General features: G+C 43.5%; 19 protein-coding genes. 10 read left to right on the top strand and 9 right to left on the bottom strand.

All coding sequences use genetic code 11. The features are described from left to right. Positions 1 to 291: 291 nt before the first annotated feature. From pstB to AC3CH4_RS17015, 4 genes are all read right to left on the bottom strand, one after another. Positions 292 to 1,041 (bottom strand): phosphate ABC transporter ATP-binding protein PstB, encoded by a 750-nt coding sequence (pstB, locus tag AC3CH4_RS17000; protein ID WP_065111481.1) that lies wholly within the window; start codon positions 1,039 to 1,041, stop codon positions 292 to 294. 90 nt (positions 1,042 to 1,131) lie between these two features. Beyond that, the gene (pstA, locus tag AC3CH4_RS17005; protein ID WP_004732038.1) at positions 1,132 to 1,995 is read right to left on the bottom strand and encodes a phosphate ABC transporter permease PstA; all 864 of its coding nucleotides are present in this window, start codon (positions 1,993 to 1,995) and stop codon (positions 1,132 to 1,134) included. 15 nt (positions 1,996 to 2,010) lie between these two features. Continuing rightward, complete coding sequence (pstC, locus tag AC3CH4_RS17010; protein ID WP_004732040.1) at positions 2,011 to 2,940, bottom strand: phosphate ABC transporter permease subunit PstC; 930 nt, start codon at positions 2,938 to 2,940, stop codon at positions 2,011 to 2,013. 111 nt (positions 2,941 to 3,051) lie between these two features. Beyond that, entirely contained in the window at positions 3,052 to 3,873 is an 822-nt protein-coding gene (locus tag AC3CH4_RS17015; protein WP_054545847.1) for a phosphate ABC transporter substrate-binding protein, read from the bottom strand. A gap of 466 nt (positions 3,874 to 4,339) precedes the next feature. Between AC3CH4_RS17015 and AC3CH4_RS17020 the strand changes: the two genes are divergently transcribed. After that, complete coding sequence (locus AC3CH4_RS17020; protein WP_054545848.1) at positions 4,340 to 5,983, top strand: methyl-accepting chemotaxis protein; 1,644 nt, start codon at positions 4,340 to 4,342, stop codon at positions 5,981 to 5,983. Between the two features lie 168 nt (positions 5,984 to 6,151). On the opposite strand, the gene AC3CH4_RS17025 is transcribed toward AC3CH4_RS17020, so the two are convergent. Continuing rightward, positions 6,152 to 7,057 (bottom strand): lipase secretion chaperone, encoded by a 906-nt coding sequence (locus AC3CH4_RS17025; protein WP_488544106.1) that lies wholly within the window; start codon positions 7,055 to 7,057, stop codon positions 6,152 to 6,154. A 39-nt stretch (positions 7,058 to 7,096) separates the two neighbouring features. Next, on the bottom strand, positions 7,097 to 8,038 hold the full coding sequence (locus tag AC3CH4_RS17030) for a lipase family alpha/beta hydrolase (protein ID WP_108121857.1): 942 nt from the start codon (positions 8,036 to 8,038) through the stop codon (positions 7,097 to 7,099). Between the two features lie 528 nt (positions 8,039 to 8,566). Here AC3CH4_RS17030 and AC3CH4_RS17035 point away from each other — a divergent pair. Then, positions 8,567 to 9,814, top strand: a complete 1,248-nt coding sequence (locus tag AC3CH4_RS17035) for an SGNH/GDSL hydrolase family protein (RefSeq protein WP_473579107.1) — start codon at positions 8,567 to 8,569, stop codon at positions 9,812 to 9,814. A 169-nt stretch (positions 9,815 to 9,983) separates the two neighbouring features. Here AC3CH4_RS17035 and AC3CH4_RS17040 read toward each other — a convergent pair whose 3' ends face one another. Beyond that, positions 9,984 to 11,315, bottom strand: coding sequence for a DEAD/DEAH box helicase (locus tag AC3CH4_RS17040; protein WP_171307585.1), 1,332 nt, complete (start codon positions 11,313 to 11,315; stop codon positions 9,984 to 9,986). A gap of 360 nt (positions 11,316 to 11,675) precedes the next feature. Here AC3CH4_RS17040 and AC3CH4_RS17045 point away from each other — a divergent pair, with 360 nt between their 5' ends. Further along, the gene (locus AC3CH4_RS17045) at positions 11,676 to 11,942 is read left to right on the top strand and encodes an Lpp/OprI family alanine-zipper lipoprotein (protein ID WP_004732066.1); all 267 of its coding nucleotides are present in this window, start codon (positions 11,676 to 11,678) and stop codon (positions 11,940 to 11,942) included. Positions 11,943 to 12,088: 146 nt separating this feature from the next. Here the strand turns inward: AC3CH4_RS17045 and AC3CH4_RS17050 are convergent, their stop codons facing one another. Next, a complete protein-coding gene (locus AC3CH4_RS17050; RefSeq protein WP_146457847.1) occupies positions 12,089 to 13,165 on the bottom strand; it encodes a L,D-transpeptidase family protein in 1,077 nt (358 codons plus the stop codon). Between the two features lie 347 nt (positions 13,166 to 13,512). Between AC3CH4_RS17050 and deoD the strand changes: the two genes are divergently transcribed. From deoD to AC3CH4_RS17070, 4 genes are all read left to right on the top strand, one after another. Next, positions 13,513 to 14,223, top strand: coding sequence for a purine-nucleoside phosphorylase (deoD, locus tag AC3CH4_RS17055; protein ID WP_004732072.1), 711 nt, complete (start codon positions 13,513 to 13,515; stop codon positions 14,221 to 14,223). Between the two features lie 81 nt (positions 14,224 to 14,304). Beyond that, entirely contained in the window at positions 14,305 to 15,774 is a 1,470-nt protein-coding gene (locus AC3CH4_RS17060) for a lactate dehydrogenase (protein WP_029222154.1), read from the top strand. Positions 15,775 to 15,960: 186 nt separating this feature from the next. Further along, the gene (locus AC3CH4_RS17065) at positions 15,961 to 17,430 is read left to right on the top strand and encodes a hypothetical protein (protein ID WP_017090319.1); all 1,470 of its coding nucleotides are present in this window, start codon (positions 15,961 to 15,963) and stop codon (positions 17,428 to 17,430) included. After that, a complete protein-coding gene (locus AC3CH4_RS17070; protein WP_488544107.1) occupies positions 17,430 to 19,010 on the top strand; it encodes a GGDEF domain-containing protein in 1,581 nt (526 codons plus the stop codon). The genes AC3CH4_RS17065 and AC3CH4_RS17070 overlap by 1 nt, the downstream gene beginning before the upstream one ends. A gap of 95 nt (positions 19,011 to 19,105) precedes the next feature. Here AC3CH4_RS17070 and AC3CH4_RS17075 read toward each other — a convergent pair whose 3' ends face one another. Next, the gene (locus AC3CH4_RS17075) at positions 19,106 to 20,008 is read right to left on the bottom strand and encodes a DMT family transporter (RefSeq protein ID WP_488544108.1); all 903 of its coding nucleotides are present in this window, start codon (positions 20,006 to 20,008) and stop codon (positions 19,106 to 19,108) included. 250 nt (positions 20,009 to 20,258) lie between these two features. Between AC3CH4_RS17075 and AC3CH4_RS17080 the strand changes: the two genes are divergently transcribed. The 3 genes from AC3CH4_RS17080 to AC3CH4_RS17090 all read left to right on the top strand — a co-directional run bounded on the left by AC3CH4_RS17080 (position 20,259) and on the right by AC3CH4_RS17090 (position 22,653). Next, positions 20,259 to 20,654, top strand: a complete 396-nt coding sequence (locus AC3CH4_RS17080; RefSeq protein WP_065206708.1) for a DUF3302 domain-containing protein — start codon at positions 20,259 to 20,261, stop codon at positions 20,652 to 20,654. Next, complete coding sequence (locus AC3CH4_RS17085) at positions 20,654 to 21,784, top strand: HlyD family secretion protein (protein ID WP_054545855.1); 1,131 nt, start codon at positions 20,654 to 20,656, stop codon at positions 21,782 to 21,784. The genes AC3CH4_RS17080 and AC3CH4_RS17085 overlap by 1 nt, the downstream gene beginning before the upstream one ends. A gap of 320 nt (positions 21,785 to 22,104) precedes the next feature. Next, positions 22,105 to 22,653, top strand: coding sequence for an ECF-type riboflavin transporter substrate-binding protein (locus AC3CH4_RS17090; RefSeq protein WP_048609818.1), 549 nt, complete (start codon positions 22,105 to 22,107; stop codon positions 22,651 to 22,653). The last annotated feature ends 2 nt before the right edge of the window (positions 22,654 to 22,655 follow it).

Consider the following 22,655-nt stretch of genomic DNA (forward strand, 5'->3'; position numbering starts at 1 on the left):
GCCTTGATATGCAATCAATGTAACTAAAAATGAGATGTTAAGCGGGTCGCAATTTCACTTTTTACATTATCACAAGCATGAGAAGGACGACAAAAATGGGATTTCCTGCCCAAAATTTCATCGACATTAAGACTTTTTTAGCGACATAAAAAAGCCCCACATTAGAGTGGGGCAAAACTTCCATCGCTTATAGTTATAGTGATAATTCTGTCGATCTATTCGATTATCTAACCTGCGTTTCAGTTAGCGTGCTGTCCTTTAAAAAACTAAAACAGCACTGAGTTAATCGAATTAACCAAAGTCACCGTTTACGTAACCTTTAGTACGATCATCTTTTGGTTCGCTGAAGATAACACTCGTTTCGTTGTGCTCTACAAGCTCTCCCATTAGGAAGAAAGCCGTGCGGTCTGAAATACGACGCGCTTGCTGCATTGAGTGCGTTACGATAACGATAGTGAAGTCTTTCTTCAGGTCTTCCATCAATTCTTCAATCTTGTGTGTCGCGATTGGATCAAGTGCCGATGTAGGCTCATCCATCAGGATTACATCCGGTTCCATTGCAATGGTACGAGCGATACATAGACGCTGTTGCTGACCACCAGACAAACCAAATGCGTGTGCTTTAAGACGGTCTTTCACTTCGTCCCAAAGTGCCGCACTGCGTAGTGAGCTTTCAACTACTTCATCAATGTGTTTCTTGTCTTTGATACCTTGAGCACGTAAGCCGTAAGCAACGTTCTCGTAGATGCTCATTGGGAATGGGTTTGGCTTTTGGAATACCATGCCTACGCGAATACGTAGGTCAGCCACATCAATGTTACCGTAGATGTTAGTGCCATCCATATCTAGCTTACCTTTAATGGTAACGCCTTCAATTAGGTCATTCATTCGGTTCAAACAACGTAGCAGTGTCGATTTTCCACAACCAGATGGACCAATCAGAGCCGTTACCTGACGCGTTGGAATTGGCAGGTTAATAGACTTAAGCGCTTGGTTTTCACCGTAAAACAGATCTAGGTTCTCAATATCAAATTTGTTCATTGTCGTCTTCTCTAAATTCTTAAATTCGTGTCTAACTTGATGCTTTCTTTATCACGGAGGCTCTTTTTATTGTTGAGCCAGCTAATGAGCTTAGTAAGTTGCCGTGTTGAAGCGTCTCGCAATCAGTTTTGTAACCATGTTGATCAAGAGAACCAATACGATTAGGACTGTCGCCGTGCCGTAGGCTTGGTTCCACTCATCGATAGTAAATAGCTCTGTTGTCAGCTTATATAGGTGAACCGTTAGTGTACGGCCAGAATCAAATACCGACTCAGGAACACGTGCCACCATACCTGCTGTTAAAAATACAGGTGCTGATTCGCCAATTACACGACCAATACTAAGAATGACCGAAGTTAAGATACCTGGCATTGCGCTTGGTAAGATCAAACGCCAGATAGTGTAGATTTTTGAAGCGCCAAGGCCGTATGAACCTTCACGATAAGTTTGTGGTACTGACATCAATGCTTCTTCTGTAGTACGAATGATTACAGGAAGAATCAGGATACTTAGTGTTAGTGCACCCGACAGAATCGAGAAGCCAAGACCAAGAATCGAAACAAAGAAGGTCATACCGAACAGACCAAAGATAATCGATGGAATACCCGCTAAAGATTCTGTACAGAAACGAATCACTTTAACCAATTTACTGCCCACTTTTGCGTATTCGGTTAGGTATATTGCCGTCATAATGCCGAGTGGCGCCGCCACTGCAATCGATGCGATTACCATGTAGATCGTGGCAATGATCATTGGGAAAATACCACGTTCTTCACCGGTTCGAGTGTAGTCGTCGGTGATGAAGTTCCAGTCTACGTATTGCAGGCCATTCGATAGGATGTACCAAATGATCCAGAATAAGAAACCAACGGTGACTGCTGCTGCCGCCCAGATAAAGCCTTTCAAGACATTATCTTTCATTTGACGTGCTTGTTTTAGTTTTACGCGATCCATATTACTTATCCTCGCCTACTTCGTTTTTTCACGATTAAGATAAAGCAGAGCACCATTCAACATCATGATGAATACCAGAAGCACAACGCCGGTTGCGTACAGTGCACTCGCGTGAATACCACTTGCGTAAGACATTTCAATAGCAATGTTTGCGGTTAGCGTACGAGCCGAATCCAAAATACCTTCTGGCATTGCTGGCGCATTACCCATCACCATGATGATTGCCATCGTTTCGCCAAGTGCACGACCGATACCCAGAATCACACCCGTCATAATGCCTGAACGTGCAGCAGGAACGAGTAACTTAAAAATCGTGTAGATTTTCGAAGCACCCAGTGCAAGTGAACCTTCTTTGTACGTACGAGGTACAGCGCGGATCGAAGTTTCAGAAACCGTAATAACGGTAGGAAGAATCATGATGCCCAGAACAATGATGCCCGCGAAGATAGTGTTACCCGCTGGTACTTGGAAGATGTTCTGAATCATAGGAACGATGATTACTAGACCGAAGAAGCCGTAAACTACTGACGGGATACCCGCTAGAAGCTCAACTGCTGGTCGAATAATATCGGCAAGACGCTTAGGAGCAATCTCAGCGATAAAAATGGCGGTTAATACACCAACTGGTACACCAACAACTACGGCACCAAGCGTCGAGACAATCGATGCAACAATCATTGTTGCAACACCGAATAGAGCTGGCGGTAACCAATCCACACCCAGAACGATGCCAGAAACACCAGCCTCTTGGAATGCAGGGATACTCTCTGCAACGATAAAGTAAGCGATAACGGCTAGTGATACGATGCCGATTACAGCACTCGATAAGAACAAGCCGTGGAAGATTCTTTCTCTCCAGTCAATGCGCTTCTTAGCGCGTAGACTTGGCTTATTGATTTGAGTCGCTTCAGTATTCATAAGCTTTTCACTATTTGCGATGGTCATATATAAAATCTCAAACTTTGTGGCTCAATAAGAGCTCGAAATAGACAAAGTTGAAAGAAAAGGCTCAGCCTAAGTTAGGCTGAGCAATAATTAAGTGTTGGTCAGTTAAGATTAGTTAACTGTGATGTAGCCTTTCTTGTCAGCGATAGCTTGAGCTTCATCCGCAACCATCCAATCTAGGAATTGTTGAGTTTCAGCTGTTGGAGCGCCGGCTTTGTAAAGAACTAGGAAAGGACGAGCAACTTTGTAAGAACCGTTCTTAACGTTATCAACTGATGCTGCTGCGCCATCGATAGTTAGAGCTTGAACTGTGTTATCTACAGTACCAAGAGAGATGAAGCCGATAGCGTATGGGTTGCTTGCTACAGAAACTTTAAGTGCGCCGTTACCGTTTGCAACTTGTGCACGTTGAGAGATAGCCGATACTTTCTTGTCGCCAATCTTCTTCTTAAGTTTCATGATGTCTTCGAATGCACCACGTGTACCAGATGCAGTATCACGAGTGATTGCTACGATTGGCTTGTCTGCACCACCAACATCTTTCCAGTTAGTGATGTCGCCTTTGTAGATTGAAGTGATTTGCTCAGCTGTAAGAGCAGATACTTCGTTATTTGGGTTAACAACAACTGCGATACCGTCACGAGCGATAACGAGCTCTTTCAGGTCAGCTGTTTTCTCTTCTTCTTTTAGGTCACGAGAAGAGATACCAAGGTCAGCACTTCCATTTTTTGCTGCTTTGATGCCTGCAGAAGAACCCGGTGCTTGAATTTCGATGAACACTGGTTCGCCTTTATTCATGTAGGTTTCTGCAAAAACTTCAACCAGTGGAGAAGCACTGTTAGAGCCAACTACAGAGATAGTTTCTTTAGCTGAAGCTGTATTCACTGTTAGAGCGCCTAGTAGTGCGATTGCACCGATAACTGTCTTTTTCATCACAAATTTCCTTTAGTGGCGTTATTGCCGTAATGTTGTTTTGCTTGAACGAGGCCTACTTTAGAATCCGAATGTGACAGTTGTGTTTCACTTAATTGAAGCCTATATGACAACTACAATTTATTTTCTTGTTTTCCCCCTACCAAATAACCTTGAAGTAATAAATTAGCCTCACTCATAGGCACTGAATATTCATTCCAACCTATTTAAGCCAAACCGCTCAATATCTCGCCATCCCTTTTATTACCTAATACCGCACAAGGTTCCTCGTTAAATAACCCTACCTTAAAAATGGCTAAAGCCTTGTTTGTACGATAAATAATCATAATTTATGAAATACCTATCGCATATATAAAAATAGCATCTATTACTGATTGAATTGTCATTCTCAATAGTTAGAATCACTGGCTAATAACAATAATAACAATTGCTTCTGCTCATTTACTTATTCAAAGAAGGACAATACATGCGACAACTTCTCAGTGGCTTATCTATAAAAATACAAATTCTTATCCCAGTGCTCTTTTCTGTCGTACTACTTTTGACAGGTGTCATTATCGGTGGTGACAAACTGGAAAATGCTTTTAAAGATGTATCAACAGCAACAGATCAACTCATTCTACATAAAGAAGAACTTAGCGAAATCGTCGACAACAGCTACGGAATGCGCATCAAAGCAATCTATAGCTTATTTAATCCTGACGACGTCAAAACGCTTGTCGAAACGCTAAATCAAAAACGTGACCAAAATACTCGCCTACTGAGCTCGCTTGATACCGTACCTGGCATGCAAGATGAAGTGGCCGCAATGAGCAAAGCGATGAATCACTACGTCGACTTTTCTCGCACCACTATGCTTCCTCTATTAAGAGCAAAGCATGGCAGCGCAACGCTACCTTCTGACTTTGATAACCGCTATCAGATCGCAATCGACCAATATCGTCACGCGGGTAACGAAATGGTGCAGGCTATCAACCTCCTTTCAAAGCAACTGAACCGTATTGCCACTCAAGAAGTGGATATCAATGGCCAGCAACACACCAGCACACTCAATACCGCAACCATCGCACTGTTGGTGATTCTTTCAATCGCATTAGTCATCAGCTGGACGCTGGCTGGCATCATTGTTAAGCCGCTTAGCAATATCCAAGAAACCATGCGCGAAGTAGCAAAAGGTAACCTGCTAGTAAAAGCGGAAGAGCATGGCGACAACGAAATATCTCGCCTTGCCCAAGACGTAAACAAATCCGTTGAACAATTGCGCGACACAGTAAGTTCACTATCTCGAATCAGTATTGAAGTGGCGTCTGCATCAACAGAGTTGGCGGCTGTGATGACTCAATCAAGTGCTAATTCTGATCAAGAGAAGCAAGAGGTTGAACAGGTTGCTTCTGCTGTAAATCAACTTGAGAGCACAGCATCGCACGTAAACGAGAATGCAGTACAAGCCGACTCAGCGTCTAAGCAAGCCGATGAAATGGCGACGCACAGTATGAGCTTGTTTAATGAAAGCAACCAAGCCAATGAGCAAATGGCGATTCAGCTTAGCGAAGCTGCAAACGTTGTAGGCACGCTAAAAGAGCACTCTGAACAAATTGGTAAAGTGATTGAGGTGATTCAAAGCATCTCTGAACAAACTAACCTGCTTGCGCTTAACGCAGCAATCGAAGCAGCTCGTGCTGGTGAAAGTGGCCGTGGTTTCGCAGTTGTAGCCGATGAAGTTCGAATGCTGGCAGCCCGCACACAAGATTCAACCAAAGAGATCCAAGCGATCATCGAAGGCTTGCAGGTTCAATCGGGCAACGCTAATGAAAGCATGAGCAGTTCACTGTCTATGTTAGAGCACAACCAAACGCTCTCAGGCGAGGTAAGTGCAGCCCTTTCAGGTATTGCTAACTCAGTAACCGACATGACAGAAATTAACACTCAGGTTGCCTCTGCCGCAGAAGAACAAAGCCAAGTGACTGCAGACATCAACCGTAATATCTCAAACATCTACAGCCTAGTAAGCCAAAACGTAACCGGTATTACTCAAGCCGCAGCAGCAAGCCACGAGTTATCTAACTTAGCTGAGCAGCAAAAGCAGCAGTTGGATTATTTTAAGGTATAAGCTTCAAGGTATTAAGTTGAGGGAGTAAGGTTTAGCGCATAAAGTTTAAGGTTTAAGAAATAAAGACACTTAGCTTTATTTACGTTGCAACTCTCCTCACAACCAAAAAACCAGTCACTCGTGACTGGTTTTTTATTTTTGATAGATGTTCTACTAACTCAGCAAACCTTACTGAGCGTTCTCAGTGGCTCTGATTCTCTCAATCGCTTCTACCCTTCTAAGTTGCTGGGGCTGAAAATGAGCTTCTCGAAGCTGGGCAATCGTCTCTTTTTGTTCAATTTCAGAGAGTGCTGAGTCATTCAAGATGTCATTTCGTTCGACAAAGTAGACCTCTAAAGCTCCATCAAAGTCCGACCTTTGTTGATCAAGCGCTTCGAGCCTCTGTGTCGCTTCTTCGCCAACCAGTTCGCTTCTCTTCAAGTATTTCCCTTGTTCATCTAGGCCTTGTGAGCTGGATAGCTGCGGGAGTAATACTTGATTTTGATGGCTGACTTGAACGTAATCCGGCTGCTCAGATAGATAAGACTCAAGCCTTTGTTGATATTCCGACTCGTCTAACCCTTCTTGTTTCAGAAGTAACTTTTCTAAAGCGATTTCCCTCATTCTGTTGTCATGGGTAAATAGAATACTTATCTCGCTCTCGCTGAAAAATTGAGATTGGAGCTCGAGCAACGCTTGATTGAGTGCGCGTAGGTCCTCAGCGGATATTGATGTGGTGTCGAATTGGACATCTAATGATGTCAGTGCCGACTTGTACTCAAGATACTTGGCAAACAGTGCTTCATCGACAATCGTAGCTTGTGATTGCTCGTGGTGTTTTGCCACATTGTCACGAATATCTTCAAGGGTTAATTCGGTATTACCTGACACGAAATATTCCATCATGTCTTTGGCTGATGCATTATCGATTTCGGTATCTTGTTGAGAGGTAACCTTCAATGAGGAAGCGTTCTGTTGTTTGTTGTTTGGATTTAGATTGTCTGTTTTTTCAGGCAAAAAGGTTACATATAAAAAGACCGCCGCTGTGCTCATCAGGGCTATTGTGGTTATCGACAAAATGGCGGTCTTTTTCATTGTATTTTCCTTGTTATCTTATTAAATGGGCAGAGCCACCTACAGGCCTGCCAGCTTCAATCGATTCGCATGTTGACGATATAGCGTCACAGGATCGGTCTCAAAAAGATGGTGGATACCCAACAAGCCATTGATCTCGTCTAGGTGATTCATTTTATAATCGTCACCAATCACTTTGCCCAAATGCGCGCTGCATGCTCCCACTAAACCATCATTAGGTTCATTGAATGCTAAGCCAAGGATTGTCATCGCCCCATCAGTAGGATCAAGAAGGTTGGTAAAATTGGAAGACCCTGTCCACGAGTAGTAATAAACGCCATTACTCGCTTGCCATTCGCCATCACCACACTCAGACGTAGGAACGCCTTCAGGGTAAAACTGATTGAATGCTAGCGAACCTTCGGTGGTCAAAGCTTCAAGAGAGGCAAGCCCGTCTTGATCCAAATCTGAGCCACCAGACAGCAAGTTAATAAGCGTGGTCAATCCACCAGCCAACTTAACCGCAATACCTTCTGTCGCAGAGCCTTCATCTACGGTTCCACGCACTAAGTCAGCCACCTTTGAGCCTTTATGAACCCCGCCAATACTCGTCACGGACGCAACAAGATCAGGTCGAACCGACGCCACATAACGTGCAGTCGGCCCTCCGTGGCTATGACCAACCAAATTCACTTTGCTTGCCCCAGTCGCAGCTAACAGAGTCTCTACTTGAGCCAGTAACTGCTCTCCACGTATTTCAGAGCTGTTGGTCGCTGATACTTGCGCTACATACACACTCGCGCCATCTTTGGTTAGGGACTCAGGTACGCCATAGAAATAGTCCACACCCGCTAATGTATCGAAACCAAACAGACCATGTACCAACATAATCGGGTATTTAGTTTCTGTGTACCCGCTGACTTCTAATGCCGATGCGCTTGTTCCGGCATAGACACCAAAACTCGATAGACAGGCTATTGTCCAAATTAATATCTTTTTCAATGCTCTTTCCTTAAACAGATTAGACCTCTGATGAGTAAAGGAACCGTAGGTTATAATTTTATAAAATAAAAAATTCGAGATTGATATTTGTGATGATGGGCTTAAATTAAACAGGGGTGATTAACATTGAAATATGTATCCCAATAGACAGTTTTTTTTAACTCTTTGATTAAAAAAATCTTACCTTGGTTTTTGGCACATTTTATAAAGGTCACATTAGATCTAACAACTTACGAAAACCGCACAGACTGCTAATTTACCCTCACTGCATACCTCTAAAACGGATACCAAAACCCTCAAAAAAAGTGACGAATTTCATCCTGTACTTGAGTGTTCTAACAACAGAAAACACGTTGAAAATTTGATGTTTATGCCAGTTATAGCCGACGGACAGTTGAATGTATTGACGTGAATTATTGATGTTAGATATAGGTCTTACCAGTTATTCGCTATTCAGTTATTAAAAGTAACAGGCAACAAGAAACAACGTTTTTTTGGCTTACCTAAATACAATAAGAGAATGCAGTGATGAAAAATACGGCTTTAATACTCGCGTTATCCATCCCTTTTGGTGCTCATGCAGCTGAAGATTCTATACCCACTCCAGAATCCATAACGTCTGCACAGGTTCTAAAAACGCAAGGGGAACAAACTTATTCGTATGTTCGATGTTGGTATCGAACCGACGCATCACACGACTCCTCAGCCACTGATTGGCAATGGGCAAGAAAAGAGAACGGGGACTATTACACCATCAACGGATATTGGTGGTCTTCAGTCTCGTTCAAGAACATGTTTTATAGTGACGCGCCTCAATCCGAAATAAAGCAGCGTTGTGAAAAGACGCTCGACATCCAACATGACGTCGCAGATATCACCTATTTTGCAGCAGATAATCGCTTCTCTTACAATCACTCCATCTGGACCAACGATAACGCTGTGCAAGCCAATACAATTAATCGTATTGTCACTTTTGGTGATAGCCTCTCTGACACTGGCAACCTATTTAATGGCTCTCAATGGGTTTTCCCAAATGCGAATTCATGGTTTTTGGGACACTTTTCAAACGGTTTGGTGTGGACCGAATATTTAGCAAAAGCGAAAGATCTTCCCCTATATAACTGGGCCGTGGGTGGCGCAGCAGGTACCAATCAATACGTCGCTCTAACAGGCGTCTATGACCAAGTCACCTCTTATCTAACCTACATGAAAGTCGCTAAAAACTATCGCCCAGAAAACTCCTTGTTTACTCTAGAGTTTGGGCTCAATGATTTTATGAATTACGACCGAGAAGTCGCCGATGTTAAAGCTGATTTCGGCAGCGCTCTGATCCGATTAACGGAATCTGGTGCGAGTAATATCTTGCTGTTCACATTGCCCGATGCGACCAAAGCGCCACAATTCAGATACTCGACGGAGCAAGAGATCATTAAAGTTCGTGGCAAGATATTAGAATTCAACCAATTCATCAAAGCCCAAGCCGAATATTATCAAGGTATGGGGAAAAACGTGGTGTTATTCGATGCAAGTGCACTCTTCGCGAGTATTACCGATAACCCTGAGCAGCATGGCTTTAGAAATGCGAGTGACGCTTGCCTAAATATCAACAGAAGCTCATCAACCGACTATTTACGCAGTCATAGTTTAACCAATGACTGTGCCACATACGGCTCTGATAGTTATGTGTTCTGGGGAGTTACGCATCCAACGACGGCTACTCATAAATACATCGCAGACCATATCTTGGCGTACTCATTCTCTACCTTTGATTTCTAACGAGGAAACCTCGTCGAGTATCATCAAATACCGTCTGTAAGTACCAGAAGCTAAGGGCTTACACGAAGTACAGGTACAAAAAAACCGCCATCATTGGCGGTTTTTATTTACGTTAACTTTTATAAAGATCAGTTTTTATAAACATCAGCTTTTGGGTCACGCAAGTTGATTACTCGTCATCCACTTTTGGTGCGACTTTCTTCTTAGGGATAAACACGGTATCACCCACTGCCACATTTTGGTGGAAGCTCTTATCACGCTTAACTGGTTTCTTCGGCGTTTTCTTAACTTGAGTGCTGGTCTTCTTCTTCGCAGGTCCGCCTTTAGCAAAAGCAGGTTTACGAGGCTTAATACCTTTGAATTTACCTTTTAGACCGTCAAGCACAGAGAAAGTAAGATCTTGTTGAAGGTAAAGCTCAACACGCTTAAAGCTGTCCCAGTCTTTTGGACCAACCAAAGAGATTGCATCACCTTTGTTACCCGCACGACCAGTACGACCAACGCGGTGCACGTACTCTTCTGTATGCTTAGGCATATCAAAGTTGATAACGTGGCTTACGTTTGGAATATCGATACCACGCGAAGCAACATCGGTTGTTACCAAGATCTTGTAAACCGCACGCTCAAATTGACTCATGATCGCGTTACGTTGCGTTTGGTTTAGGTTGCCACTCAATGCAACGGCTTTAAGCTTCTTCTCGTTTAACTTATCCGTTAAACGATCAGTATCGGCACGAGTTGCAGTGAAGATCATCACCTGACGGTATTCAGCTTCTTCAATCACACGATCCAAAATCGCTTCTTTATGATCGAGATGGTCACAAAGGTAGAATTTCTGAGTGATATCAAGGTGCTGCTCGTTAGAAACACCAACAGAGATACGCTTAGGTGCGTCTAGCATTTCATTTGCAATGCCATTCACTTCAGCGTGATCAAGCGTCGCAGAAAACATCAACGTTTGACGACGACGGTGCTTAGCTGCATTCGCAATGCGACGCAATTCAGGCGCGAAGCCTAAATCCAGCATACGGTCAGCTTCATCAAGAATTAGTGTTTCAACACCATCTAAAAACAGTGAGCGGTGCTCAAGGTGATCGGCCAGACGACCTGGAGTCGCAACAATAAAACGAGGGTACTTACGCAGGGCTTTAACTTGGTCGTTAAAGTTTTCACCACCCAAGATAAGTGTGGCTTCGTAAGACAGACCGCCAAGCATGCTACGCAGCTCGCCGTAAACTTGTTTTGCTAGCTCACGAGTAGGAGCCAAAATTACACCACGAGGATCTTTAGCAGAAAACGCTTTTGTTTTTAATGCTTTATGTATCATCGGCAACACAAACGCCAATGTTTTACCTGATCCCGTTTTTGATGAAGCCAATAGATCCTTACCAGCAATAGCAACAGGGATCGCTTTTGATTGGATCTCTGTCGCCTTCTTGAAGTCGTAATGTTTTAAGTTCTTCAGTAAGCGGTTATCTAAGCCTAAATCTTTAAAGTGCAAAGGACTCTCCAGTCATGATGGTATTGAATAAAATTAATTTAACGTGACATGATACCGCGAAAGTACTTTATAAGGATAGAGATCACAGTAAATTTATCCTTTTATCTGATGTTAACTAGAACATTGTATGCGTGCTAACAAAGGGAGCACTCTCCAAAGTAGTATCAAAACGGCCTCGAAACCCCTACTCTCAGAAGTGAGACAGAACGTGACACTTAGCTAATTACCTCAAAGATTAAGCAATTTCTTTAGTTATTGTTTTTGCAGTTAAAAAATTAGTCGCTACAATCATTAATGAAGCGACTATATGATAAAGAATGTATAGCGCATCTTTTGATGATAAATAAGCAAGGAGTTCTTATGAATAAGACGTTAATCGCAGCTGCAGCCTCAGTATTTATTTTAGCTGGTTGTTCTTCAGAGCCTGAAGAAGCAGCAGTATCAGAAATGGACCAACTAACTAACCAAGTTGCTGAGCTAAGCAGCGAAGTAGAAGCACTTAAGAGTGACAAAGCGGCTGCTGAAATGAAAGCTCAAGAAGCATCGGCTGCGGCTATGGCAGCAAAAGAAGAAGCGGATCGTGCTAACGACCGTATCGATAACATTGCTGAGTCTTACACTAAGTAATTGAGATAGAAACTCAATGAAGCTGTAGATTTCAAAAGACGTATATACATGCAGTAAATTGAAAACACCACCTCTTTCGAGGTGGTGTTTTTTTATTGAGGGAAAAGAAAAAGAAGGCTATGGGGCTTTACTCACAACCGAGCAAATTAGAACTCAATCACAGGTGGCGCAATTTCAACAGGCACACCATTTTGAGCAAAGATGACTGCTTTGGCTTTTGAATTAGGTAGATCAGCGTCTTCAAGCCACCATTTTAATTCAACAGGGATTTGCAGTAATTTCTTAGAACCATCACTTCGCGTCAAAGGTTCGTGAGCCTCAACAAATACACTTCTATCCGGCTCTAAAGACACCTTAATAGGCTCATCGATTATTGTGACTTGTTCACCACGACTCACCTGTTCAAAAAGCCACTCAATATCTTTAGGTTCCATACGGATACACCCTGAGCTCACTCGCAAGCCAATTCCAAAGTCTTTATTGGTACCGTGTATCAGATAATCACCAGCACCATAAGCAAGTCGCAGTGCATACTCGCCCAAAGGGTTTTCAGGCCCAGCGGGAACCACTCTTGGTAACTCAATCCCTTTTTCTAAGTACTCTTTGCGAATTGAGCTTGGAGGAGTCCAGGTCGGGTTAGGTCTTTTTTGGCTTATCTTGGTGATCATCTCGGGGGTATCACGCCCTACTCGACCAATACCAACAGGGAAGACATGCACCTGATTTTTCTCAGGCTCAAAGTAATATAGCCTCAACTCGGCAAGGTTAATCACAATGCCTTTTCTCGGAGTATCCGGCAGAATCAAACGGCTAGGAATGCTTAGCACATAACCTTCAGAAGGAAGAAAAGGATCGACACCCTTGTTTGCCGCCATTAAAGAAAGAAAGCCAATATCGTATTGCTTTGCAATGATCGCCAAGGTTTCACCCGCCGCAACTTCGTGTTGCTGTATTCTGCCCACGATACGGCTTTCTGTTGGTGGCAACTCAAAAGTTGCAGCAGACACCCACGACGAAATCGTCGCGCCAGCAAGCAAAATAATTACCCGAGCAAGTAAAGCAGTTCTCACAGCAAACAAAGTCGTTCTAGCAGTAATCAATGTCGACTTAACAGCAATCAATGTGGATTTAACAGCGACCAACGCTAGCTTATGTAACCTTGTTTTCGTCTGTAACTGTGTTTTCATCGAGTGCGAAGGCGTCGAGTTAGCGCAATACGACATACAATTCCTTGGTTTGTCTCTTTATCAAAGTTTAGATTATCGCTGATCAAACGTCTCTACAACGTATTGTTGCCTCCAAGGCAATATGCAACAGATTTATATTTCGAGCTTTATCTTTAAATATCGTGCAATTTACCCATACAAAATCGATTGCCTTTACGCTTTCAACACATTTGGTTATCAATATTAATAAAACTATAATGGCAAAGCAGTTTTGTGACTAAAGTCTCATGGAGCCTCGTTTTAACTCGCTAATATTGCCTCAACAAAACGAATTAAATTCAACAGAATCGGTAATTGATTAAATCCTGTTCCTATCATTACCGTTTAAACTTTGGAGAACGACCATGGCTACACCTCATATTAATGCTCAAGCTGGTGATTTCGCAGAAACAGTACTTATGCCGGGCGACCCGCTTCGTGCAAAATACATTGCAGAAACATTCCTTGATGACGTGAAGCAAGTTTGTGACGTTCGCAACATGTTTGGTTACACAGGCACTTACAAAGGTAAGAAAGTTTCTGTAATGGGCCACGGTATGGGTATCCCATCATGCTGCATCTACGTACACGAGCTGATCGCTGAATACGGCGTGAAAAACGTTATTCGCGTAGGTAGCTGTGGTGCGGTACGTGACGACGTTAAACTAATGGACGTTGTTATCGGTATGGGTGCTTCTACAGACTCAAAAGTAAACCGCATTCGTTTCAACAACCACGACTTCGCTGCTATCGCCGATTTCGGTCTTCTAGAAGAAGCAGTAAACCAAGCACGTGCACAAGAAGTTCCAGTTAAAGTTGGTAACGTATTCTCTGCAGACCTTTTCTACACTCCAGAAGCTGACCTTTTCGAGAAAATGGAAAAGCTAGGTATCCTTGGTGTTGATATGGAAGCGGCTGGTATCTACGGTGTTGCTGCGGATCTTGGTGCTAAGGCACTAACTATCCTAACAGTGTCTGACCACATCATCCGTGGTGAGAAATTAAGCTCTGAAGATCGTCAAAAATCGTTCAACGACATGATGAAAGTTGCTCTAGAGACTGCAATCAACATCTAACGACTTGAATAAGATACATTGAAAAGCGTTACCCCGCAGCCAAGCTTGCTTGGCTGCTCAAATAATCCCGAGGGGGAGATCGTGTCTAACGACAAGCTGCCAAAAGATGCGGATGGTTTGCAACTCAACTTTTGTAAAACATTGGCGTGTGACAACTTTGGCTTGAGCGATGCAAAACGGTATGTTTTGCAACACGCTAACCCTAAGCGTCCAGCGATGGTTTGTCGTGAATGTGGAGCTTTCCCCCCCTTACTTAACAATCGTGAAGTGTTAAGCGAACTTCATCGCCTGAGACAACTTCACAGCGATGGCCTTCCTGCTTGCCGTAATGATGATTGCGATAACTTTGGCCTATCGGTTCATACCCACAAACATCTTTATCATGCCTTCGGTTACAGCGGTGACAGGCAGCGTTATCGATGCAAAGACTGCCAATCAACCTTCGTTGATAAGTGGTCTGGATCCAATAAAAAACTTCAGTTTCAAGAGAACCTTATGGGCTTATTGTTCATGGGCTATTCTGTACGTGAAATCTGTAGAAAATTAGAGATCAATCCAAAGACTTTCTATGATCATGTTGACCATATCGCCAGCCGTTGTCGTCGCAAATTAGCGATGATCGATGCACGATGGGTTAATCATGCCAAAGATTATCAATTCGCTTCTCACTATCAACGTCTGCAACCGCAAAGCAACAATGGTGTGGTTTGGATAGCGACGGGTGAAGCGCATTCTGGCTATATCCTTTGCCAACACGTCAACTATTCTCAAAATGAAGAGCCTTCAGGGAATGTTGACCACAATCCTTACGATGATGTTGCGCGTTTTGTATCCAAAGATCACTCATCAGAAGCGAACCTCGAACAACCTCAGCCATCTGACAAGTTGAAAGAGCGTATTGAACAGCAGTACCAAGTGATTCTAGCGAGAGGTAACGTTGAGGATCCCATGGGTAACCTCACCACATTTAGCTACCCTTCGAAAGGCGCGCTGATTCGACCGCCTTATACCTCTTATGCTCACTTCTTACATGTGCTTGATATGTGTAATGAAGACAAGCATGTAGCTATCTATATGCCACAAGATCCATTACTAAGATCTGCCGCTTTAAGTGTATGTTTGCCGCGTATTCAGAGTCAAAATATTGACCTTATGTATGTAGAGGAAGATCCTGGCTGGCAAGACGATCAAAGTTTCGAAAAGATCGACATCGTTCACATGAGTTGGTGGCGCGATCGTTGGGCTATCGCAAATCAAGGTGATAATCAGAAAGGCATTTGCTACCTGACGGGTAACAATCCAGAACCAAAACAGTGGTTTAACACGGCCTCAATTCAGCAAACCAAGTTCTATCAACAACGCTTCCAGCTGTTATTTGATAGCTTCATTAATGAGCCCAGACGTAAGCTTCGTCCTGGGGGCATTCTTCCATTACTCGACATATTCAGAGCTTGGCACAATCTGTGCTACCAAGATAAGCAAGGGCTCACGGCAGCGCAGCGCTTAGGTGTAGCAGAGCAGCCATTGACCTTAAAGCAACTACTTTCATAGACACGTATCAGCTAGATAATTATTAGGGAACTCATTGATTTTAAAGCAACAACATGAGGTAACACCCATAATTAGAAAAGATACATGTTCCTTTGACGCTCTAAGAAAGATAATTGGTGCTTATCTCAAATCACACACTTATAATGATTGTGTTATCAATATGTTCGATAATTATGGATCTAAGTCTTGGACAAAAACCAGTACCTTCTTGAAACAGAACTAGAACAACTCAAAACTCGTGTCGACTCTGAGCCATCGGTGATCCTTGAGATTGCTCAACAGTGCCTAGTCCGATCGGAGCAAGTTCTGTTTGAAGAGGGTGCTATCCAGTCGTTGATGTTAATGGCAAGGTGTAGCTGGAACCTGATGGATTACCAAAAAGGTTTGAAGTACATCAAGGAAGCCTACAAGCGCCAGAACCGATTAGATACCGACCTTTTCCTCCCTGAAATCCTCCATTTACACGCGCTCCAGTACTGGGGACAAGCCAAGTATTACTCCGCCCAACAGTTCTGGATCAATGCCTTAGAGCAATCTGCACTGGTTGATGAAGTCGAGATTCAAATTGAATGTCTCATTGGGCTTGGCAACATTTGGCGAATGACTCATGAATATAAGCTTGCACGTTCTACCCATCAGCTTGCCGTTAAAGTGGCTAACAACAGCCGCATTGGTTGGCTAGAGGGCAAAGCAAGAATACTGCTCGCTTGGGATTACTACCTGCTTAACAACTATGTTGAAATGCTGTCGGTACTCGACGGTGCAGAAGAAGCGTTAAAAGAGCATAAAGATAACACTTGGCATGCCGAAGTATGGGACTTTCGAGGCCTTGCTCTGCTTGGGCTTGAACGTCTAGATGATGCAGAGCGCGCGACAGCCAAAGCGCACAATCTAGCCGTAGAACACAACCTCGTTTGGATGAAAGCGCACTCTTACATAAGTCGAGCTCGATTGGAGCTCCTCAGAAAAAGACCAGAACATGCGGCAGAATTACTGAAACTCGCTGAACACTCTGCAAATGAATTCGATAATGGTGAGTTGCTTAGCCAAATTTGTTACCAACAATCCTTAGTTGCAGAAGAAAACCAAGATTTCAAAGCTGCGTTGGTCGCCTTTAAAAAGTACCGTCAATATTCCATCGGTATGCTTAAAGAGCAAACTAATCGTGTCGGTTTAGACAAAGCGCGCAGTTCAAAACGCCAGCTTGAACAGAGAGCACGAAAGCTGATTAATCGTATTCGTGGCCAGCATGAATACGATCCTGAAAAGCACCTCTCTTATGTCGTCTCTGAAACCTTTTGGTGGGAGAAGCTGGTCCTATTTAAGACAGAACTTAAGCGTTCGAACCACAGCATCATTATGTTCCATCATGTCGATACCGATTACTTAGATGTCTGTACCGAGATTGCTCATACCTTGTGTAATCAAAACGACTTCATCGCTAGGCTGAGTTCAGAGCGTGTTGCTATGATGCTTTCAGAGAAAGGCGAAGCCGCAGAACAAACCTTCCAAACTCTCAGCACCATGCTAGAAATATATCCATGGCATAGAAAAGGATTAAAAGGTTCGAGACCTACCGTCAGCCTCAATGATATTTTGACGTTCCCGTTCACTCTTGAACAATTAGAAGAAGACGATGCTGAGGTAATAGAATAATGGAAACCCTATTACGCAAAATCACAGATGCTGGTTTAGACCCTTCATCGGTATCGGGTGAAGAAGCGATCATATTCTGGAACCACATTCGCCAGCACGTTTCGACCACGCAAACAGAGCAAGCGCACTGCTATATAATCAGCTCTGAGTACCGTGCCGAGTTGCAACAAAATCAAACCAGTATTGAAGAACTCAGGCTTGCACTCGACCTACTCCACCTTCCTGTAGATATCGAAGACATTCTCACAGTAAAGACCAGCCTAAGCGACCGCTTAGTTGAAATTGGTGATTACACATCGGCACTGAATGAATTCGTCAGCTCATCGACAATCGCGGTTGAACATGGCCATATCGATGAATATGTATTGGCAATTTTAGGCATGGGGAACCTGTGTGATGCCTATGGTGATCACAACAGAGCTCTTCGCTATTACCAAAAAATCAGCAGTATAGACCACGCGATAAGCAGTCGCTCACTTCGCCTCAAATTCAAGCTGCATATGGTAGCAAGCCTACTTCTGCTCAACCGCATTACCGCGGCCAGCGATTTACTGAATGAGTGCGAAGAACTCAGTATTTTGGTAAGTGACAAGCTGCTCACTGCTCAGATATTGCTTTACCAGGCGAAAGTGCTTCGTGCTAAGAAAAAACACCATGAAGCCTTACGTTGCCTATCAAAAGTTCAATACCCAGCCAACAGCACTCAAGCAAGCTGGCTCGCAACCATGACTCGCCTCGAGTTAGCACATTGCCTAAGTGCAACCGGGAAGCAAGACTATGCGAGCATGATTTTGTCGAGCACAGACAAACGTGTAAAAGCCTACTCATCGCCAGTGCTTGCAAAGCGTTTCTATGACTCTTTGAGTGACGTATGTATGAATCAGGGCCGTTTTCAAGAAGCTCTGAGCTATGAGAAAAAAGGTTACCGAATTGAAACGGATCTGATGAAGCAGATCCCGATCAGCGAACTCGGTGCAAGCCAACTACGCCGCCTATCGCGTTTTGAGTTACAACTCAAACTCATTCTCTCTGAACAAGAAAATAGAGAACTCAAAGAGACGACTGAACAACACAAGAATACAGTTGCTCAACTACAACAAGATGTTTTCACCGACCCACTGACCGGGTTACACAACCGTCGATGGTTAGATGTGAAACTAAAAGACCTGTTGCTTCACGAAGCACCTTTCGCCTTGATGGTTGTTGATATCGACCACTTTAAGTCTATCAATGATGAACTCAGCCACTTAGTGGGTGATAAAGCGATTGTCAGCGTTTCTCAAGAGCTGCGCTCATACTTTAAGTTTAGAGGCGCGTCATGTGTCAGGTTTGGCGGAGAAGAGTTCCTAGTCATCCTTGAGAACACTGACCTTGCGAAAGCAGAAATGCACTCTGAAAATTATCGAGAGCGTATCTTCCAATTCGGATGGCATGAAATACTCGGAGAACGCGGTTTAACCGTGAGTATCGGTATCACTTTACATCGCGACGGAGAAAATACTCAGCGTACCTTCTACCGTGCCGATAAAGCGCTATACCGAGCTAAAGCCAATGGCCGTAATCAAGTGTGTACAGAATAGTGCCACGTAGGTCTGTAGGTCTGTAGGTCTGTAGGTCTGTAGGTCTGTAGGTCTGTAGGTCTGTAGGTCTGTAGGTCTGTAGGTAAGCCTGCATCTTATTGATAGAAGAACAGAGATATTCCAGCAAGGGCAGCAAGCGTCCCTATGACGCTTTGCTTTGACACCTTCTCCCCTTTAATCGCATAAATCACCAAAATAAAGACCGGACTGGTCGCTATCAATGTTTGTGCAATCGCAGGGTTCGCATTCTTCAATGCAACTTGCTGAAGCCACAATGCCAAAAAGGTTCCGACAAAGATTGCCCCTAAAAGCCAAAGCTTGTCGAATTTAGTCATCTCCAATAAATCTCTTTTTATAGACGAGTAAGGCTTACTCTCAACAAAAGGGATAATAAGCATAACGGCAAACACACCTATCGTGAGACGAATCAGTGCCCCTAATAACGGGGGAATATCACCAGCCACTAACGCGTAATGAGAAATAACCACACCGGATGCCTGACAAACACTCGCCACAAGCCCGTATCCAATGCCGTTCCATTGCGCTTTACCACTAGATTCTCCACTCGCCGATTTTGACGGTTGAAACACGACGAAGGTTACCGCTAGTGTTGTAATCACGACACCGAGCCAACTTTGTACTGTCAATACAGCGCCAAGGAACATTAATGCCAGCACACCAGAAAGAGGTGGTGCTAAAGATTCCAGTAACAGCGTCTTATTGGCACCGATTCTTTTCAACGCCGCAAAATAGGCGCTATCTCCAATCGCAATGCCAATCACACCTGAAATTGCCAATATCAGAAAATGGTTGGTACTCAATTCAAATTCAGGCATCGGTATTAACGGCATGACTAACAGCATCATGCCAGAGGCTACAACACCCTTAACAATGTTCAATTGCATCGCAGAGAAGCGATGTCCAAATTGCCCATAGATCCATGTCGCACATGCCCACACAACTGCAGCGCCAATGGCCGCCAATTCACCTATATACATCCGTATTTGCCCCTTGTGGTTATGCACGTCATTTAGAATCGTAGCTGTCATCATTTCAGCTGAAATACCAACCAGAAAGCCGAAATAGCCTCTTCAAACGCGATGAGATTTTATAAGATTCATCAATGCTTTTATTCTCATAAGAAGCGACAACACATTATTTTCAATTCGGTAAATCATTTTTATAACAATTACTTGGATGATAGCGTAGTATATTTATAACTAATATCTAACATTACAAGGATCTGTTATGTTTTTAGACTACTTTGCGCTCGGCTTACTTATTTTCGTAGCATTAGTCATCTTTTACGGCATCATCGTTATTCACGATATTCCTTACGAAATAGCGAAAGAACGCAATCATCCTCATCAAGATGCTATTCATGTTTCAGGCTGGGTTAGCCTATTCACTTTGCACACAATTTGGCCGTTCCTATGGATTTGGGCGACACTATGGCGCAAAGATCGTGGCTGGGGCTTTGCTAAATTAGAAGAAGAACAACACGACATTCATCATCGTGTTGATATTTTAATCGATCAGGTTAGCACGCTTCAGGAAGAGATTGCTCAACTCAAACAAGCCGATTCAGTGAAAGAGAATCAAGCTAAAGATCAGAATAACGCTCAAGATCAGGAGGCTAAATAATGGATTTACTGCTGATAATGACCTACGCGGCTCTTTGTATCACCATTTTCAAGGTGTTCAATATCCCGCTAAATAAGTGGACAGTACCCACTGCCGTACTTGGAGGTGTGATCATAGTAGGTACCCTAATTCTACTAATGAACTACAATCATCCATTTACGCAAATCGGTAACCAAGTTTACTCAACAACGCCAGTCGTTTCAGGCGTTAGGGGTAAAGTTATCGAAGTGCCTGTAGAAGCAAACAAACCTCTGAAGCAAGGGGATATTCTTTTCAAAATCGACCCAGTTCCATTCGAAGCTGAAGTCGCAAGGTTAGAAGCCAAGGTAAAAGAAGCAAGCCAAGGTGCGCTTGGAATGGAATCTGAAGTGGCTGAAGCAGAGGCTGCAAAAATCAAAGCCATCGCAGAAAGAGATAAAGCCAAACGTGAGTTTTCTCGTTACAAGCGCGGTTACGACAGCGGCGCTTTTACCGAGCAACAATTGGATACTCGCAGACAAGCTTACAAAGCATCGGAAGCGGCCGTGAAAGTTGCAGATGCAAACCTAGAACAAACAAAGATCGCCTTGGACTCTGAAATAGGTGGCGAGAATACAGCGGTTTTAAGCTTATTAGCTGAATTACGTAAAGCTCAGTTTGATTTAGAACAAACCGTGGTTCGAGCTCCCACTGACGGATACGTTACGCAACTAGCATTACGCCCAGGTGTAATGGCAGTACCACTTCCTTTAGCTCCTGTGATGACTTTTGTTCACACAGAGGAGCAGTTCTATACCGCTGCATTTAGACAAAACTCGCTACAGCGCCTACAACCAGGTTACAAAGCTGAGTTCCTATTTAGAGCATTGCCAGGAAAAGTATTTAAAGGACGTATTGATGAAGTGATTCCAGCTATTGGTGAGAGCCAATTCCAAGCTCGAGGCGCGCTTCTAGGTACTGACGCATTGCGTACCAGTGGTCGTGTGTTTGTTAAATTGAGCATCACTGATGATCTGTCTGACTACCATTTACCTATGGGTACTGCAGTTGAGGTTGCCGTTTATTCTGACAGTTTCACTCACGTGTCTATCATGCGTAAGGTCCTTATTCGCATGAAGAGCTGGCAAAACTATCTATATCTAGACCACTAACTGTACCTAGACCACAAAATGGTCGTAGATATACGATGAACCCACTTAACACATTGTTAAGATGAATCAAAAAGCCAGACCCGTTCTGGCTTTTTTGTTGCTTGATTAACCGTAAAAGTGGACTTTTTACATGATATTTAAGTGTTCGGATGGAATTTTAGACATCTAGACACTTATCTTCCCTTATGGAAGGGTTCTACTGTATAATGCGCGCCTTATTTTTTATATTTGCCCAAAAAACGTTCTCATTGAGACACATATTAATAATGGCGAATATTCATTCTTTATCATGCTTTATCTTTCAGTATTCGAGGTTATCTATGAACTTTTCAGCTAAAACAGTGGTCGTTATCGCCATTGGCGCGGCACTGTACGGCATTGGTGGTTTACCTATGTTTGGTGTCCCAGTGTTTGCTAACACGACATTGAAACCAGCAATGGCAGTCTTAGCACTGTTTTCTGTTTTGTTCGGCCCTATCGTTGGCTTCTTGGTTGGCTTTATTGGTCACTGGGTAACGGATTTATTTGCTGGTTGGGGCGTATGGTTAACTTGGGTATTAGGCTCAGGCATCGTAGGCATGGTTATCGGCTTGTTCCCTATGATGACTAAGAACCGTCTTCAACAAGGTGAACTGCCAATGAAAGATTTTGTATTGTTCGTGGTACTTGCCCTTGCAGGTAACGTTGTAGGCTACGGCTGTTCCGCATTCCTAGACACTATCCTATACGCAGAACCGTTTACTAAAGTCTTCACTCAACTGTCTATCATCGCAGCGGGTAACACCGTTCTGATTGCTGTTGTGGGCTTCCTGATCCTAAAATCAGTCGCTAAACGCAACAAACAAAGCCGCAACCTGACTGAGGCATAAGC

Source organism: Vibrio sp. QJM3NY_26 (assembly GCF_057786005.1).

Excerpts from the sequence above, each read along its gene's own strand:
- AC3CH4_RS17020 (WP_054545848.1), top strand. The coding sequence starts at position 4,340 with ATGCGACAACTTCTCAGTGGCTTATCTATAAAAATACAAATTCTTATC.
- AC3CH4_RS17080 (WP_065206708.1), top strand. The coding sequence starts at position 20,259 with ATGTTTTTAGACTACTTTGCGCTCGGCTTACTTATTTTCGTAGCATTA.
- AC3CH4_RS17070 (WP_488544107.1), top strand. The coding sequence starts at position 17,430 with ATGGAAACCCTATTACGCAAAATCACAGATGCTGGTTTAGACCCTTCA.
- AC3CH4_RS17075 (WP_488544108.1), bottom strand. The coding sequence starts at position 20,008 with ATGTATATAGGTGAATTGGCGGCCATTGGCGCTGCAGTTGTGTGGGCA.
- AC3CH4_RS17090 (WP_048609818.1), top strand. The coding sequence starts at position 22,105 with ATGAACTTTTCAGCTAAAACAGTGGTCGTTATCGCCATTGGCGCGGCA.
- AC3CH4_RS17050 (WP_146457847.1), bottom strand. The coding sequence starts at position 13,165 with ATGTCGTATTGCGCTAACTCGACGCCTTCGCACTCGATGAAAACACAG.
- AC3CH4_RS17025 (WP_488544106.1), bottom strand. The coding sequence starts at position 7,057 with ATGAAAAAGACCGCCATTTTGTCGATAACCACAATAGCCCTGATGAGC.
- pstB (WP_065111481.1), bottom strand. The coding sequence starts at position 1,041 with ATGAACAAATTTGATATTGAGAACCTAGATCTGTTTTACGGTGAAAAC.
- AC3CH4_RS17035 (WP_473579107.1), top strand. The coding sequence starts at position 8,567 with ATGAAAAATACGGCTTTAATACTCGCGTTATCCATCCCTTTTGGTGCT.
- pstA (WP_004732038.1), bottom strand. The coding sequence starts at position 1,995 with ATGGATCGCGTAAAACTAAAACAAGCACGTCAAATGAAAGATAATGTC.
- pstC (WP_004732040.1), bottom strand. The coding sequence starts at position 2,940 with ATGACCATCGCAAATAGTGAAAAGCTTATGAATACTGAAGCGACTCAA.
- deoD (WP_004732072.1), top strand. The coding sequence starts at position 13,513 with ATGGCTACACCTCATATTAATGCTCAAGCTGGTGATTTCGCAGAAACA.
- AC3CH4_RS17085 (WP_054545855.1), top strand. The coding sequence starts at position 20,654 with ATGGATTTACTGCTGATAATGACCTACGCGGCTCTTTGTATCACCATT.
- AC3CH4_RS17015 (WP_054545847.1), bottom strand. The coding sequence starts at position 3,873 with ATGAAAAAGACAGTTATCGGTGCAATCGCACTACTAGGCGCTCTAACA.
- AC3CH4_RS17045 (WP_004732066.1), top strand. The coding sequence starts at position 11,676 with ATGAATAAGACGTTAATCGCAGCTGCAGCCTCAGTATTTATTTTAGCT.